Raw genomic sequence first — 15,096 nt, forward strand, 5'->3', positions numbered from 1 at the left:
GAGATAATTGCCGTTGAAGGCTGATGGTGTTGTTCCTCGGATGAGGTGTGAACGCGTTTCCAGAGGCTGCGGGGGCGCCTCGACGGTACGCAAATTTTGGGGGGTGCTTCACCGAGGCGCTGAATTCGCTGGCTCGTGAATGCGGAAAGGTAGGAGAAGCTCAGAGATTGGTTGCCGGATTACGAGGATCGATCCTGGCTCTGGTCGCCTCAAATGCCCAGGCATCCTGCAGTCGCATCTCGTTCTTGGCCGCGGTCAGCAGTGCATCGGTGAGTACCCGGGAGCGGTGCTGTCCGAAGCTCAGCCCTCGGTGGGAAGGCCGTGGATCCGCCGATTCTCCCGCTTGCGAGAATCTTGGAGACAGCCGCTGGGTAAAGATCGAGTGCTCCGTGTGCGGGGCTGAGATCCGAGCCGTTGCGGCGGTGAGACGGTCGGCGATCTCCTGCACAGCGGTGTCTGGCACGTAGAGCACCATCGCGTCGCTGCGCGGATAGGCGAGGGAAGAGGAAAGCGCTTTAGCCTGATAGCCGCCGGCTGACTTTGCTAAGACATCTAGGACGATAGGCCAGAGTTCCAAGGCTTGAGCCGCCGAATCGCAGGTGACATAGATTCGTGCAGTGACCTGCTCCGCATCGATTCCGCTTGCTCCGAGCGCCAAGACGTATCCGGGAGTGGTCCGGGTGCGCCAGCTGGGCGTGCGCACGGCCGCTTCGGATGAGGGATCCAACCGAGACACATCGTGGTGTGGGACAAGTACCTTGACGCCGCCGAGGGTGACTACGTGGTGCTTGAGACCTTGGACATCGACCGTTTGCCTTGCGGGCGATCCGGATTGCTGCCAGATGCTTCGGTGGGGGATATCCGCGATTAATTCGTCCGCGAGATCCTGGTACCCGGTCGTTGGCATATTCTCGATGAGCGGATTTCTGATGTGCAGGTGAGTGTAGGTGGCCGCGCTAAGCTGCGATCTGAGCTCACTTCGACTTCCTGCGCTCAATGAGGTGCTCCCGATACGCGCCGTATTCGCCGCCAAGTCCACCCTGACGTGATCGGCCAATCCTTCAAGTATTCGCTCAAAGCTCGCCCAGCGGGTGAGGGTCGGTGGCATCAGTGTTCACTCCTTCCGAATCCAAGGGCTTGGTAATAGCTGCCAGGACTAAGCAACGCCTTTCGTCCGACGCCGGCTGCGGCTCGTTCGATGCCAGGTAGCCGGGAGACCATTGCAGCTCGGGCAATTGAACGATCGATGAGATGCCAACCCAGATGCGCGGTGGCGCGCACGGGGAGCTGCTCGTCATAGCCGGTTGCGATGCGGGTGTAGCTGCGCCAGAGTTCCTGGATCTGCGGGACCACCATGGCCATGCGTTGCGCCATGACCGCTGTGGCCTGCTCTTCGTCGAAATGTTCCGGGGGCGCCCCGGCATTGCCCCGGCTGGTGACCGTGTCGAGAACCGCGCGGTAGATCCATTCTCCGGCCAGCATGCCGAGATCCCGGGCGGGATCTCCTAGTCCGAATTCCTCCCAGTCGAGCAGGAGTAGCTCGTTCTCCTCAAGATGAAACTGGTCGAGCCGCAGGTCCGCGTGGATTGGGCTGGTTTGATGCTGCAGTTCCCAGTCACGCAGTTCAACGGCTGCATTGATGAGTAGATTATCGGACTGCAACTGCGCCCACAGCGCGATTTCGGCGAGGGTAAAATTCTGGTACTGGGCCTGCGGAACGCCGAGGTGCAGCATTTCAATCGGGGGACTGGAAATGGTGGTGGGCTCCAGACCTGTCGGGGCAGCGGTATGCAAACGTCCAAGGATTTCACCGGCCCGTGACGCGAAATCTGCCGGCACCCGTTCCTCAACCACCATGCTGGCTAGGCTTTCACCGGGGCAGTAGTCAAAGATGAGAAGGCGTTCAATTTCATTCGAGGCGATCAGGCGTGCGCTTGCCGGCGCATGGTGCGGATGCGTGTGGGCGAAGCGTGCGAATTCCAAGGAGCGATTGAACGCTCGCGGCGTCGAAGATTTTTCGGAGAAACGTTTGGCAAAGACCTTGCTGCCATCGGCTAGCGTCAGGACCCAGGTCCCGTTGCGCCCGGCAAAAGCTGCCGGAGAAATACTCCGGACCGAGGCCCGCCCTAGCTGTTCCAATAGCGCATCAGCCAAAAGTGAAGCCTGATGAGCCTCGGGGTTCAAAGATCGAGGATAAAGCGTAGTCGTGCTCATGATGATCTGCTTCCTTCCTGTTCGTACCGGCGACGCCGATACGAACAGGGAATCTCGAAGAGCTGACGGGGTCGCTAGCGGAGGAAATTGGTGACGACGTAGGCAATGGCGACGCCGAGGGCGAGCAAGGCGAGATTACGCAGTTGCTTTCGAATATTCGAGGGCTTCTTGGCGAGATCCTGATGATTGTCGTTGTCAGTCATGGGGTGTCCTTTCGTCATTGACTGTGTGAAGCGGGAGAATCTAGGCGGCATCGTCGGAGCTGAGCGCATCGCGTAGCGAGACTCGCGAACCGGTACGCAGCGCGTTGTTCCGGTAGAGCTTGGTGGCCATCCAGAAAAGCACTGGAATGGACAGCACCGCGATTGCGGCGGAGGTCGCCATCTGCCAGGCATCTACTCCATCGAGTCCGACGCGCATCGGCATGAGGTACGAGGAGAACAGCGGTACGAACGACAGGGCGTGCAACCAGCCGTTCTCAAGATTATTGGGCAGGACATAGAGCGCTAGTACCAGCAGCACCATCTGCAAGACCGACAGCGGCATAACCGCAGAAGCTAAATCTTCTTGGCGGGCCACGGTGGCCGCCAGCGCCGTGTTCAATAGCGCAAAGATGGCATATCCAAGCAAGAACCAGATCAGGAACCACACCAGGATAGGTCCAGCTTCCACGTCGAGTAGCGAGAAGCCTCCCACCACCGAGAACCCGAGCACCCCTGCGCCACCGATGACCAGTAATTGCGTGAGAGTTACCAGGCCGATGCCGATGAGCTTGCCGAGCAGCAACGGCGTGATACCGATTTTGGTCAGCAGGATTTCGACGACTCTCGAAGATTTTTCCTCCACGACCCCGGTGGTCAGGCTTTGAGCCGAATAAACCAGAGAGGTAAGGAGTGCACAGATCATGGCTGTGGCAAAGAGCATTCGAGGATTAAGCGTGAAGGCCTGAAATTGCTCCATGGAGTTCACGAGGAACCAACCGCCGATGCCTGCTGCTGCGGCGACTCCCAGGGCAAGTAATCCGGTGGTAATCAAGATGGTTCGATTGGCCGTCCGGGTGAGGATTTCGCGCCGAATTACCAATCCAGTTTCGCGGAACGTTCCGCTCAGGCCCGGCATGATGTTAAGGCTTAGCGGCTGGGTGGTCATGAGATTCCTCCTGCATTCTGGGCGAGTTGTGCGTTGATGGTCAGTTCGCCACGTCCGGCGGAAATGAAGTCCTGGGACAGCAAGTCGTCCAAGGATCGCTGAATTGCTTCGATGCTGCGCAAGGAACCATGACGTTGCGCCGCCGCCAGTAGCGCCGGCGGCAGGTCCAGATCGGTTCCGGACATGGACACGAACACCGTGCTGTGGTCTTCGGCGGGCAACGTGACTGTGAGCCCTCGGATCATGGCGATCTCTGCTGCGAAGCCGTCGGCATTCGCCGAGAACCTCAGCTGCCATCTGCTTTGGCCGTCATTTTGCAATTCGGCGACACTGCCGCTGGCCTTCACTCGCCCTTGGTCTAGGACGCAAACCTTGTCGCAAAGACGTTCTACCAGGTCAAGCTGGTGGGATGAGAAGAGCACCCCCACACCGCGGGCAGCCTGTTCGCGAAGCAGCGAACCCATCGTGGCCACCGCGGTTGGGTCCAAACCAGAGAACGGTTCATCGAGGACCAGAAGCGCAGGATTGCCGACGAGCGAGACAGCCAACTGGACACGTTGCTGATTGCCCAGCGACAGGTCCTGGATTAAGGTTTTTTCCCGCCCGGTCAAGCCCAGGGAGCCGATAAGATCGTCGGCAACCGCTCTGGCCTGTTTTCCCATATGGCCTTCCAGCAGAGCAAAATGAATAATTTGCTCGCGGACGGGCATTTGCGGGTAGAGTCCGCGTTCTTCTGGCATGTAGCCGATGGCTCGACGATCTGCCGTGGTGATTGGTGATCCATCCCAGGTGATTTCTCCCCGGTCGGCGTTCAGCAATCCGAGGATTAGCCGCATCGTGGTGGTCTTGCCGGCGCCGTTACCGCCAATGAACCCGACGATCTCGCCGCGTTGAACCGAAAGGTCCATATCGTGCAGAACCGTGCGGTTGCCGAAGCTGCGGACGATGCCGGTGAGCTGCAGTCCGTTCATGAGGTGCTCCTCGTGTTGGTTTCGTTATCGATACCGACTCTATGGAGCGAAGAACGAGCTGACCCTGTACTTGAGTACAGTTCTGCATTGTTCTAAAGGCCAATATTCCTTCCTGAGCGGGAATTGATCAGCACTCCTGGCAGATTAGTTGAGCGTATATTCGCAGACTATCGATTCGCTTCCCACTGTTCGAAGTGTGGGTATTCGGCCTGCCGCCATTTAATCCAGCTGAATCATATAGAGCGGAATTATTGGTCTTTTGTATATGTGCCGCATGCGCGGACCGGTGAAAAGTTGTTGGTGGCACAAAGCTGCCGGGCACGTCATCATCTAGATCGCGAAAACTGGAGAAACTCATGGTCAAGTTGCTTACCGCTGGAACCGTTGCACTCAACACCACACTTATTTCCTTGGCCGACGCGGCATTCAGCGGAGCATTGCTATGCCAGTACTTCGGATTCTCTTGCTAGCTCAGGTTGCGAATTCCACGCTGAGTAAAGGTATAAACGTTGCTCATGACTCAGTGGGCCATGGGATTCAGCAGCTGCCGATAGCCCCATGACGCGTTTTCGCGCAAATGCAGAATAAGGTGCTACAAGCCGCGCTGAGTCCATTGGCTCCTGCTCGCTGACCCTTGCGGCGCCGACATGGGACGCGGACAGCGGGATCCGGCATTAAGGACTTGCAGAAGGTTAAACGAAAAAGTCTCGGGACATCAAATCAACGATGTCCCGAGACTTTTACTTTTTTGGTGCGCCCAGAGGGATTCGAACCCCCGGCCTCCTGTTCCGTAGACAGGCGCTCTATCCAGCTGAGCTATGGGCGCATATTTAGTTTGCTTGATTCACTCTCGCGAACCTCGAATAACTATACAGATGAAATTCGATCGGTACAAATCGCAGGTGGACGGTATCTATCGAAAGTGAACAGAAGGTTATGTGAAGAATCCAAAAGGGTACCGGTCTACGTGACCTTGGTCACATAAATGGGTTGATGTTCATCGATAAACCCCCGAAATTTCGGGAAATTTATCTTCCCAAGTCTAACATCAGCCCAATGCTGAGGATTGGGTCACACAATGTGCCAGCTGGAGTACCCCTAGCCTTGATTTATTGACAAATTCAGCCCAATGGAGGGAATGGATAATGAGCACGAGCTCCGATCAGAACGTAATCGACGCAGCGCCAACCACGCACGCAAAGTTGGCAGCTTGGGTTGAGGAAGTTGCCGCGCTGACGAAGCCCGAACGTGTTTATTGGGTCGACGGCTCCGCTGCGGAGAATGACCGCCTGACCGCTGAACTGGTTGAGGCCGGCACTCTGGTTAAGCTGACCGACCCGAACTTCCCGAATTCCTACGCAGGATTCTCGGATCCGAAGGACGTCGCCCGTGTTGAGGAGCGCACCTTCATCTGCTCGGAGAAGGAAGAAGACGCCGGCTTCACCAATAACTGGGAAGACCCAGCGAAGATGAAGTCGATGCTCAACGGACTGTTCGACGGATCGATGCGCGGACGCACCATGTACGTCATTCCTTTCGTCATGGGCCCGCTGAACGCCGACGAGCCTGCATACGGTGTAGAGCTGACCGACTCCGCCTACGTGGTCGCTTCGATGCGCGTCATGGCCAAGATCGGTAGCGAAGTGCTGCGCAAGATGGAAGCCGAAGAAGCCTTCTTTGTTCCTGCGTTGCACTCGGTCGGCGCACCGCTTAAGCCAGGGCAGGAAGATGTCGTCTGGCCATGCAACGAAGACAAGTGGATCGTGCACTTCCCCGAAGAGCGCGCCATCATGTCTTACGGCTCGGGCTACGGCGGAAACGCCCTGCTGGGCAAGAAGTGCTACTCGCTGCGCATTGCCTCGGCAATGGCCCGCGACGAGGGTTGGCTCGCCGAGCACATGCTGATCCTGAAGCTGACCAGCCCACAGGGCAGGTCCTACAACATTGCAGCGGCCTTCCCCTCGGCCTGCGGCAAGACGAACCTCGCCCTGCTGGAACCAACCATTGAAGGCTGGAAAGCCGAGACGCTGGGCGATGACATCAACTGGATGCGCATCGGCAAGGACGGCGAGCTGCGCGGGGTGAACCCGGAATACGGCCTGTTCGGTGTGGCGCCGGGCACCGGGTGGTCCACCAACCCGAACGCCATGCGTGCCATCACCAAGGGCAACTCCATCTTCACCAACGTAGCGCTGACCGACGAAGGCGGCGTCTGGTGGGAGGGCATGACCGACGAGGCTCCGGCGCACCTGACCGACTGGTTGGGCAATGACTGGACGCCAGAGTCGGGCACCAACGCGGCGCACCCGAACTCCCGTTTCTGCACCCCGATCGACCAGGTCGACATGCTGTCCGAGGATTACTACTCGCCAAACGGCGTGAAGATCGACGCGATCCTCTTCGGCGGACGTCGCAAGACGACCATCCCGCTGGTGACCGAGGCACGCAGCTGGACCAACGGCATCTTCATGGGTTCAACCCTGTCCTCGGAGACCACCGCCGCCGCTTCCGGCGCAACCGGTGTGATCCGCCGCGACCCGATGGCCATGCTGCCATTCATTGGCTACAACGCAGGGGACTACCTGAACCACTGGGACAAGATCTCCGAGAAGCTCAACCCGGAGCAGATGCCGAAGATCTTCTTGGTCAACTGGTTCCGCCGCACCGCCGACGGCGGCTTCGCATGGCCTGGTTTCGGAGATAACTCGCGCGTGCTCAAGTGGGCCATCGAGCGTATCGAAGGCACCGCGGACGCCAAGGAGACCATCATCGGCAACGTGCCAACCGGCGACTCCCTGGACCTGACGGGTCTGAAGGATTTCACCCCAGCCGACGTGGAGGCCGCCGTGGCGGTCAACAAGGACGAATGGGCCACCGAGGTCGAGGGAATCGAAGAATGGTACGAGAACTTCGGTGACGCGCTGCCAGCATCGCTGCGTGCCGAGCTCGACGGTTTGAAAGCCCGCCTCAGCGCCTAGCTTTCGGTGGCAGAAGATCCCGTGGGATCCGCAGAACTGCGGATTCCGCGGGATCTTCGTTTAACCACGCGGAGTTGATTGCCCGCCCATCGCTAGGGGTGCTCCATGGCGCCGGGGTGGAAACGATCCGCGGTGTAGAGGAGCGCGCCAAACGCGATCAGCGAACTGGCCACCGCGGTGAGCGCAAAGGCCAACGCGGAATCCGCCCCGGACAGACCGACCAGCGGGGTGGCTAACGCGCCGATGAGGAATTGCGCCGACCCCAAGAGTGCGGAGCCCGAGCCCGAAACATCGCGCACCTCGGCCAACGCCAATCCGGTGGTATTGCCCATGGTGAAGCCGATCGAGGAGACCAGCACGAAGATCACCGCCGCCAGGCCCAGACTGCGTATCTGGAGCATCGCCAGCAGGAGGATCACCAGGCTTGCGCCCAGCAGAATCGTCAGCGCGACCGATATGGTGCGGCGTAGCGGGACCCGGCCCACCAGCCGTGCAGAGACCAAGCCCGAAAGGATCAGGCCCGCCGCGTTGAGGCCGAAGCATAGGGCGTAGCCCCGCGCGCTGAGACCCAGCACCTCTTGATAGAGGAAGGGCGAGGCCGAGACATAGGCCATCATCGCGCCGAAAGCGAAGCCGAACTGGACCAGGTAGCCGACAAATCGCCGGCGGGAGAGCGCCAGCTTCAGCGGGGCAAGGAAATTTCCGCCCGAACGTGCCGCGGGGGCGAGGGTTTCTCGGTAGATGGCCAGGGATCCGGTGACCATGAGCAGCGCGGCGGCGCTGAGCACCCACAGCACCAGGCGGAAGCCGCCTAGCTCACCGAGGTAGGCTCCCAAGAGCGGGGCCACCGCCGGAGCTATTGCCCCGAAAGTCATCAAAATGCTGAAGGTTCGTGCGGTCTGGACGCCCTTGGTCGTGTCGGCCACGATCGCCTTGGAAATCACCACGCCCGCCGCTCCGCCGATGCCTTGCAAACCGCGGGCGATGCTCAACGCCTCCAAGGATGGCGCCAGCGCGGCGGCCACCGAGGCCAGCACGAATAATGCGGTGCCCCAGCGCAACGGCCTGGCGCGGCCTAGCCGGTCCGAGAGCGCTCCCCACAGGAGCTGTCCAAGGCCCATCCCCAGCAGGAAGAAGGTCAGGGTCAGCTGGATCGCCGAAGCGGAAGTGGAGAACTCCTGCGTCATCGCCGGGAAGGAAGGCAGATACATGTCCGTGGCCAGCGGGCCGGTGGTGCCCAGCAGGATCAGCAGGGCAAAAAGCGGTGGGGTCAAGCGTGAGCGCTCGAAGGCAGAAGGCATAAGCCCATTCTAGAAGCGGAAACCGCCCTAGCTACGCTTGTTCCCTAGCGAGGTCCGTCGCGGGTACCTGCTCCAGCGGACCGGGCGGTTTGGCGGCAAACCAGGTCACCCCGGCACCGGCCAGCGCCACGCAAAGGATGCCGAGCAGGGACAACCAACCCAGCTGCTCACCGAGCACCAGCCAACCGATCAGCGTGCCCATGGCCGGGTCGATGGCGAACAGCGTACCCACCACGCGGGCCGAGGATATGCGAGCCGCCAGGGTGTCCACCAGATAGGGGATGGCCACCCCGATCGCGCCGCTCAGGGCCAGTAGTCCCCATTGCGCTCCGGTCACCTCGGCAACCTTCGGGATGCCGAAGGGCAAGGAGACCAGCGCGGCGATCGACACGGACAGCGCCAGCGAGCTGACGGAGGAGTCGCCTGCCTTGCCTACCTTCTCGGCCAGCAGGGTATACAACGCGAAGCAGAGTCCCGCCCCGATGCCGAAGGCGAAGCCGAGCAGATCGAAATGGCCGCCGGGCCCGGCAATGAGAATCACCCCGCCCAGGGCGAGCAATGCCCAGGCGGCCTCGCGGATACGGCGGGAGAACACCAGCGCCACCACCGCAGGGCCCAGAAAATCCAGGGTGACGGCAACGCCTAGGGGCAAATATTCGATCGCCTTATAAAGCAACAAGTTCATCGCCGCCATGACGATTCCGTAGCAGGCAATCGCCGACCACGCGCTCGCGCTGTGCCCGCGCACGGTCGGACGCAAGAAGACCAGCAGCACCACGGCCGCAAGGACTAGCCGCAAGGAACTGACGGCGGGTGAGCCGAGTGCCTCGAACATGCTTGCCGAGATTGCCGAGGAGCTCTGCACTCCGATCGAACCCAGCACCACGAAAAGCGCCGCGCGGCCACCCGAATGTGGCGGGGCGGCCGGTTTGCTTTGAGCTTGGGAGTTCATAGGGGGACAACCTTTTTCGAGTCGGGGCCTCTCTGATTGAAGTGCAGGCAGGTCAGTTGGCCAAGAATACGGCGTGGAATTGTCACAATCCGGGTTCAGTTTCCAGCTACCGACGGGTAAGTGGGTGCAAAATCAACTAAATATGAAAAGATGAATCCATGGTTTTGGCACGATTGATTCTAGGGTTGCTTTGTTTGGCACCGATGACTGGTTACGAGCTCAAGAAGCACTTTGACTCCTCTATTAATCACTTCTGGAACGCCGACAAGGCACAGATCTACCGCACGTTGGCGCAGCTGGTGGATCAAGGCTGGGCCACGGTGACCACCGTGGCCCAGTCGAATTATCCCGACCGCCAGGAGCACCACATCACCGATGCGGGGCGCGAGGCCCTGGTCGGGTGGCTTTCCAACGGCGCGGCCCACGGTGCCGAACGAGATCCGTTCATGGGCCAGGTCTTTTTCGCTGCCGAGCTGCCGCGCGAGGACATCGACCAGCTGCTGGTCGAACGCCGGGCCAAGACGCAGGCGATCCTGGATGACTACCTCTCGCAGCGCGAGGGCATCGATATGCGAGCTGCCGCGGACCGTCGTAGCTTCCTGATGGCCGCCACCTTGGACCATGCAATCCGACAGCAGGCCGCCGAGCTGGAGTGGCTCGACGCAGTATTGGAGCATCTGCCATGACGCTAGGCAAAGATCAGGGGCCCACGGCGAAGAAATTCACCCGCGAGGCTACCGATTACCCCGAGCTGCATCCGGCTCGCCGGCAGGCGGGGCCGCATAAGCACGAACAGACGCTGGTGTTCCTGCATGGCGGAAACGTTGGCAACTGGAGCTGGGATCCGCAGGTCCTGGCCTTTGGCGACTATAACGTCTTGACCTTGCACCTGCCGGCCTTCGGCGCGCGCAGCGAAGAAACCTGGCAGGGACTGGATTCCGCCGCAGACGATGTGGCGGCGCTGATCGCCGACGAAGTATCCGAAGGCGGAGTGCATCTAGTAGGGATGTCGCTCGGCGGTGTCATTGCCTTGCATGTGGCGGCCCGGCATCCGGAACTGATCGATTCGCTGTTGCTGACCGGCACTCCGGTCACCGGAGTTCCGGCCGCGGCACGTGCGGTGAACCGGATGCAGCTCAAGCTCATCGGCAGCGAATGGTACTGGCGGTTCCAAGCCGGCGCCTACGGCATGGTGGATGACGAAAGGGAGCTGTTCACCGAACACGGGGTGATGCTGAAGCCGGAGAATCTGCGCGCCATCATGGACGATCTGGATCCCGGAGGAGTGCCGGAAAGGCTCTCTGCCTACACCGGCCCGGTGCTCGCGCTGGCTGGGGGCAAAGAACCCAAACTCGTGCAGAAGTCTTTCGCGGCGCTCCGCGAGGAGCTTGGGCAGGCGGTGACCCGGGTGGTCCCGGGAATGCACCACCAATGGAATATTGAGAACCCCTTGCTGTTCAACTCCGTGGTGCGGCGTTGGATTACCGACTCGACGATCCACCCGATCCTCGTAGATCCGTTAACCGCCAAGCCATCGAAACAGCCCAAGGCTTCCAAGCAGGCAAAGCCCGAGCGCGCGGCAACTGTTGAAGCGCCCGCAGAAAAGCCGGAGCGAGCCTCAGCGCCGCAGTCCGCGGTCCCGGACGAGAAACCGAAAGCTAAAAAGCCCGAGAAGAAGTGAATGGCTTCGGCTGACAGCTAAGCGCGGTGCAGCTGCCCCCATTGATGTAGCTGCACCGCGCTTAGCCGGTCTATATTCAGGCTGCTAGCCAAACATCCGGTCCGAAGACCTCGTAGTGGATGTGCTGGGCTGGGACGCCGGCGGCCAGCGCCTGGCCGCGGACCGCGTGCATGAACGGCAGTGGCCCGCACAGGTAGAGGTGGCTGCCGGCGGCAACCTGATCGCTCAGGTCCATGAAGCCCGCGGTGGCCTCGATGCGTTCCGGAAGTTCTCCGCGTTCGAACCAGGTGCGCAGCTTCGCCTGTGGCAGCTGGGACAGCGAATCGAGCATCTGCTCGCGCAGCGGCCAGGAGGCGTAGTCCCGGTCCGCATGCAGCACGGTGATTTCACGGGTCGAGCCGTGCGCCGCCAGGGTGCTCAGGGCCGCGGCGCTCGGAGTGCAGCCGATGCCAGCGGTGGCGATGACCAGCGGTGCGCCAGAAACGTCGATGATGAGGTCTCCATAGGGATTTGAAAGTTCGACTTCGTCCCCGACCTGCAGCGCGCCATGCAGGACCGGGCTGAACTCGCCAGCCACATCAAGTTTCACGGTGAACGTGCGCCGTGCGGTGTTCTCGATATCCGCGCTGAGCGTGTACTGGCGAACCTGGCGCAGGCCATCGGCCATCGGCATGCGCACCGAAATGAATTGTCCGGGCTTGGCTAGGGTAGCCGCGGTGTCATCGCCCGGCTCGAAGCTGAAGGTCAGCGAGCCGTTGGCAGCTTCGGTACGTTCGATGAGCCTCCACAGGCTGTAGACGACGTCGTTTGCCTGCTGAGCGTACAAGCCCTTTTCGATCTTGATCAGCGCGTGGGCCATCAGCCAGTACACCTCGCTCCAGGCCTCCGCGATTTCCTGGGTCAGCGCGTCGCCAAGGTCCTCGGCGATGGCGGCGAACAGGTGCTCATGCACGATGGGGTACTGCTCCTCGACGACACCGAGCGAGCTGTGCTTGTGCGCAATGCGGGCCAGCATGGTTTCGGGCAGCGTCGCTGGCGAATTCAACAGGTGGGCGGCGAAGACCGCGATGGAGCCGGCGAGAGCCTGCTGCTGCGTTCCGTTCTTCTGGTTCGACCGGGAGAAGATTCCGTCGAGCAGCTGCGGGTGAGCGGCAAAGAGCCGCTCATAGAATTTTGGGGTGATGCTGGAGATGCGCTGACCAATAATCGGCAGCGTGGCTTCGATGATTGGGCGGGACTGGTTTGAAAGCATCTGGTCTCCTTGAAGGCGGGAATAACTTGTATTTGAAATACAAGATTATGCTTTTAGTTCTACTCCTTGTAGAAGATGATTGCAAATCGATCAGGAACTTAGCGGAAGCCCAGGGCTTGGCTACGCGCCATGACGAACAGTGGGGAAGGGGAGGAGACCAATTGCCGGCGAGTTTTCGCAAATCTCTTTGACCGTCAACGGGTCTAGGGAAGCATAAAAGGCTTCTCTGGCCGCCCGCAATGCCAAGCGCAGCCGGCAACCGCCAGCCAGGGGGCAATCGTCCGTTGCGTCATGAGATGTGCAGTCCACGACATCTTCACGCCAATCCAGCCGGCGCAAGAGCGCGCCCACGGAGAACGCTAAACCTTGCTCGGTCATCTGTGCGCCACCATGACGCCCACGGGTGACCTCGATGAGGCCCAGGGTGCGCAATTCCAGTACGGCCTTGGCCACGTGGTTATAGGGAACCCCGACTAGGTCGGAAACTTCACGGCTGGTCAGTTGGCCTACGCCCGGTGCGCCTAGAACCATTACGGTTCGTAGGCACACGTCGGCGAAGGCGCTGAGTTTCATGAACTCAAGTCTACTGCTGGGTGTTGGCCCACACCGACTCGGCGGATTCCGCGGCAGGATCTTCGAAGGTCCACTCGCCGCCTGGTTCGGATGGCATGGCGTATGGCTGGACAATCGCCAGCGCCGCGCCGACCTTGTGCTCGGCCACCACATGGATGGCGTCGCGGTCATCTGCTTCGAGCAGCACGTCCGAGGCGATCGCAATCGCATCGAAGTGGGTTCCCTGCTGGTTGAGCACCTCAACCAGATCCGCGGCCATGGCCTCGGTGTCGATGTCCGCATCCGGGTCTTCGGGGTTGTCCGTTGGTGGAACCGCGATCAGACGCAGCTCTGGCTCGCCATCGGCTTCCGTGGGTTCCAAGGCGATAGCGAAAGGCAGGAAGACGCCCTGCTCCTCAAGCTGCTCGCGGGCCACACCCAGTGCGGTGCCCAAAACCTTGTTCAGTGCGTCCTTGACGGACTCGTCTAGTTCTTCGAGATTCATGGCTTTGACCCCTTTACTTGGTGGTGTTTGCTTCGCGCACGATTGCTAAAACCGTATCGCGAATCGGTTCGATATGCTGCGCCGTGGCGCCTTCACCGTTGAAACGCAGGAACGGTTCGGTATTCGAAGGACGCAAATTGATCCACCAGCTGCCGTCCTGTGCGCTGAAGGTTGTGCCATCCAGCGTGCTGACGTCCACCGGCTGGCCGGCAAAATGCGCTACCACCCGAGCGATGGCACCAGCCTTGTCCGCGACCTCCGAATTGATTTCCCCGGTGGCAACATAAGGCTCGTATTCCCGGCCCAACTCGGAAAGCGGCAACTGCTGCTCACCCAAGGCCGCCAACACGTGCATGGCAGCGAGCATGCCGGTATCGGCATTGTAGAAATCACGGAAATAGTAGTGAGCCGAGTGCTCACCGCCGAACACCGCCCCCTGGACCGCCATCTCGGCCTTGATGAACGAATGACCCACACGGGTCTCCACCGGAACACCACCGAACTTCTGCACAAACTCGGGCACCGCCTTGGAGGTGATCAGATTGTGGATGACCACCGGTTGCTGCTCGCCCTCGGCCTGCACCCGCGCGATCTCCCGGACCGCCACCAAGGCGGTAATCGCCGAAGGAGACAACGGCAGGCCGCGCTCGTCGATCACGAAGCAACGATCCGCATCCCCGTCGAAGGCCAGCCCCAGGTCCGCGCCGTGCTCCAGCACCGCCGCCTGCAGATCCTTGAGGTTTTCCGGTTCCAGCGGGTTAGCCGGATGGTTCGGGAAGGTCCCATCGAGGTCGAAATACAGTGGCACGATCTCCAGCGGCAGGCCGGGAAGGACCTGATCTCCGAGAACCGCGGGGGTGGTCAAACCGCCCATGCCATTGCCGGCATCAACCACCAGCTTCAGCGGGCGGATCGCGGAAAGGTCCACCAGCTCGCGCAGGTAGCCTGCGTAGTCGGCCAGCACGTCGCGTTCGCTGACGGTGCCCTGGGCGCCGTCACCGGAAACCGGCAGGCCCTCATCCAGGTACTGCTGAGCTAAGTCACGAATGTCGAAAAGCCCGGTGTCCGAAGAGATCGGCCGTGCCCCGGCCTTGGACATCTTGATGCCGTTGTACTGGGCCGGGTTATGGCTGGCGGTGAACACCACGCCGGCGGCCTTGTGCTTGCCGGAGGCAAAATAAAGTTCATCGGTGGAGATCAGGCCGAGCATCACCACATTGGCGCCGCGGTAGGTGGCGCCCCGGGCGAAAGCCTGGGCAAAAGTCGTGCTTGACGGGCGCATGTCGCCGCCAACGAGGACATCCTTCCCGGCCAGGGACAACACGTCGACAAAAGCGGCGCCGATAGCTTCGACGGCTTCGGCATCCAGGCTTTCACCGACTACGCCTCGCACGTCATAGGCTTTGAAACTCTGGTTCAGGTCAATTTCTTCACTCACAGCATTCAGACTACCGGTTTGGCGGTGCCAAGCGGTGGCGAATGGCCAGTTAGTACATGGGAAATGGCTTACACTTCCACGCGGTTGTACCCAATGCGCGCCG

Annotated in this window: 14 protein-coding genes and 1 tRNA gene; 3 read left to right on the forward strand and 12 right to left on the reverse strand. The window is 60.7% G+C overall.

The annotated features are described in order from the left end of the window. Positions 1–160 precede the first annotated feature (160 nt). The 6 genes from ACT3UQ_RS16530 to ACT3UQ_RS16555 all read right to left on the reverse strand — a co-directional run bounded on the left by ACT3UQ_RS16530 (position 161) and on the right by ACT3UQ_RS16555 (position 5,160). Positions 161–1,108: a T3SS effector HopA1 family protein gene (locus ACT3UQ_RS16530; RefSeq protein ID WP_176484141.1), complete on the reverse strand. Its 948-nt coding sequence runs from the start codon at positions 1,106–1,108 to the stop codon at positions 161–163. Beyond that, positions 1,108–2,214 (reverse strand): class V lanthionine synthetase subunit LxmK, encoded by a 1,107-nt coding sequence (lxmK, locus tag ACT3UQ_RS16535; protein ID WP_444636187.1) that lies wholly within the window; start codon positions 2,212–2,214, stop codon positions 1,108–1,110. The genes ACT3UQ_RS16530 and lxmK overlap by 1 nt, the downstream gene beginning before the upstream one ends. Positions 2,215–2,288: 74 nt before the next feature. Continuing rightward, positions 2,289–2,417 (reverse strand): hypothetical protein, encoded by a 129-nt coding sequence (locus ACT3UQ_RS16540; RefSeq protein ID WP_258133558.1) that lies wholly within the window; start codon positions 2,415–2,417, stop codon positions 2,289–2,291. A 40-nt stretch (positions 2,418–2,457) separates the two neighbouring features. Beyond that, positions 2,458–3,363 carry an ABC transporter permease gene (locus tag ACT3UQ_RS16545; protein WP_105569677.1) on the reverse strand — a complete coding sequence of 302 codons (906 nt, stop codon included), beginning with the start codon at positions 3,361–3,363 and terminating at the stop codon, positions 2,458–2,460. Then, complete coding sequence (locus ACT3UQ_RS16550; RefSeq protein ID WP_105569676.1) at positions 3,360–4,334, reverse strand: ABC transporter ATP-binding protein; 975 nt, start codon at positions 4,332–4,334, stop codon at positions 3,360–3,362. Before ACT3UQ_RS16550 ends, ACT3UQ_RS16545 begins: the two co-directional genes overlap by 4 nt. A gap of 749 nt (positions 4,335–5,083) precedes the next feature. Further along, positions 5,084–5,160: transfer RNA gene (locus tag ACT3UQ_RS16555), tRNA-Arg, on the reverse strand. Between the two features lie 319 nt (positions 5,161–5,479). On the opposite strand from ACT3UQ_RS16555, the gene ACT3UQ_RS16560 reads away from it, so the two are divergent. Then, a complete protein-coding gene (locus tag ACT3UQ_RS16560; protein ID WP_105553392.1) occupies positions 5,480–7,312 on the forward strand; it encodes a phosphoenolpyruvate carboxykinase (GTP) in 1,833 nt (610 codons plus the stop codon). A 92-nt stretch (positions 7,313–7,404) separates the two neighbouring features. Here ACT3UQ_RS16560 and ACT3UQ_RS16565 read toward each other — a convergent pair whose 3' ends face one another. Then, a complete protein-coding gene (locus ACT3UQ_RS16565; protein ID WP_105553391.1) occupies positions 7,405–8,613 on the reverse strand; it encodes a multidrug effflux MFS transporter in 1,209 nt (402 codons plus the stop codon). Positions 8,614–8,644: 31 nt separating this feature from the next. Next, positions 8,645–9,565, reverse strand: coding sequence for an EamA family transporter (locus tag ACT3UQ_RS16570; protein ID WP_105553390.1), 921 nt, complete (start codon positions 9,563–9,565; stop codon positions 8,645–8,647). Positions 9,566–9,723: 158 nt separating this feature from the next. On the opposite strand from ACT3UQ_RS16570, the gene ACT3UQ_RS16575 reads away from it, so the two are divergent. Both ACT3UQ_RS16575 and ACT3UQ_RS16580 read left to right on the forward strand, forming a co-directional pair. Continuing rightward, positions 9,724–10,251 (forward strand): PadR family transcriptional regulator, encoded by a 528-nt coding sequence (locus tag ACT3UQ_RS16575; protein ID WP_096285361.1) that lies wholly within the window; start codon positions 9,724–9,726, stop codon positions 10,249–10,251. Then, positions 10,248–11,246 (forward strand): alpha/beta fold hydrolase, encoded by a 999-nt coding sequence (locus ACT3UQ_RS16580; RefSeq protein ID WP_096285359.1) that lies wholly within the window; start codon positions 10,248–10,250, stop codon positions 11,244–11,246. Before ACT3UQ_RS16575 ends, ACT3UQ_RS16580 begins: the two co-directional genes overlap by 4 nt. Positions 11,247–11,322: 76 nt before the next feature. Here ACT3UQ_RS16580 and ACT3UQ_RS16585 read toward each other — a convergent pair whose 3' ends face one another. The 4 genes from ACT3UQ_RS16585 to ACT3UQ_RS16600 form a co-directional block, all read right to left on the reverse strand. Beyond that, entirely contained in the window at positions 11,323–12,498 is a 1,176-nt protein-coding gene (locus ACT3UQ_RS16585) for a globin domain-containing protein (RefSeq protein ID WP_444637558.1), read from the reverse strand. A 120-nt stretch (positions 12,499–12,618) separates the two neighbouring features. After that, positions 12,619–13,071: an RrF2 family transcriptional regulator gene (locus tag ACT3UQ_RS16590; protein ID WP_105553388.1), complete on the reverse strand. Its 453-nt coding sequence runs from the start codon at positions 13,069–13,071 to the stop codon at positions 12,619–12,621. Positions 13,072–13,081: 10 nt separating this feature from the next. Then, positions 13,082–13,555, reverse strand: a complete 474-nt coding sequence (locus tag ACT3UQ_RS16595; protein ID WP_096285353.1) for a hypothetical protein — start codon at positions 13,553–13,555, stop codon at positions 13,082–13,084. A 13-nt stretch (positions 13,556–13,568) separates the two neighbouring features. Further along, positions 13,569–14,993 carry a phosphomannomutase/phosphoglucomutase gene (locus ACT3UQ_RS16600; RefSeq protein WP_105553387.1) on the reverse strand — a complete coding sequence of 475 codons (1,425 nt, stop codon included), beginning with the start codon at positions 14,991–14,993 and terminating at the stop codon, positions 13,569–13,571. Between the last annotated feature and the right edge of the window lie 103 nt (positions 14,994–15,096).

The organism is Glutamicibacter sp. AOP12-B1-11, from assembly GCF_052379245.1.
Taxonomy (GTDB): Bacteria; Actinomycetota; Actinomycetes; order Actinomycetales; family Micrococcaceae; genus Glutamicibacter.

Coding starts and splice junctions, on each gene's coding strand:
- ACT3UQ_RS16530 (WP_176484141.1), bottom strand. CDS start 1,108: ATGCCACCGACCCTCACCCGCTGGGCGAGCTTTGAGCGAATACTTGAA.
- lxmK (WP_444636187.1), bottom strand. CDS start 2,214: ATGAGCACGACTACGCTTTATCCTCGATCTTTGAACCCCGAGGCTCAT.
- ACT3UQ_RS16540 (WP_258133558.1), bottom strand. CDS start 2,417: ATGACTGACAACGACAATCATCAGGATCTCGCCAAGAAGCCCTCGAAT.
- ACT3UQ_RS16545 (WP_105569677.1), bottom strand. CDS start 3,363: ATGACCACCCAGCCGCTAAGCCTTAACATCATGCCGGGCCTGAGCGGA.
- ACT3UQ_RS16550 (WP_105569676.1), bottom strand. CDS start 4,334: ATGAACGGACTGCAGCTCACCGGCATCGTCCGCAGCTTCGGCAACCGC.
- ACT3UQ_RS16560 (WP_105553392.1), top strand. CDS start 5,480: ATGAGCACGAGCTCCGATCAGAACGTAATCGACGCAGCGCCAACCACG.
- ACT3UQ_RS16565 (WP_105553391.1), bottom strand. CDS start 8,613: ATGCCTTCTGCCTTCGAGCGCTCACGCTTGACCCCACCGCTTTTTGCC.
- ACT3UQ_RS16570 (WP_105553390.1), bottom strand. CDS start 9,565: ATGAACTCCCAAGCTCAAAGCAAACCGGCCGCCCCGCCACATTCGGGT.
- ACT3UQ_RS16575 (WP_096285361.1), top strand. CDS start 9,724: ATGGTTTTGGCACGATTGATTCTAGGGTTGCTTTGTTTGGCACCGATG.
- ACT3UQ_RS16580 (WP_096285359.1), top strand. CDS start 10,248: ATGACGCTAGGCAAAGATCAGGGGCCCACGGCGAAGAAATTCACCCGC.
- ACT3UQ_RS16585 (WP_444637558.1), bottom strand. CDS start 12,498: ATGCTTTCAAACCAGTCCCGCCCAATCATCGAAGCCACGCTGCCGATT.
- ACT3UQ_RS16590 (WP_105553388.1), bottom strand. CDS start 13,071: ATGAAACTCAGCGCCTTCGCCGACGTGTGCCTACGAACCGTAATGGTT.
- ACT3UQ_RS16595 (WP_096285353.1), bottom strand. CDS start 13,555: ATGAATCTCGAAGAACTAGACGAGTCCGTCAAGGACGCACTGAACAAG.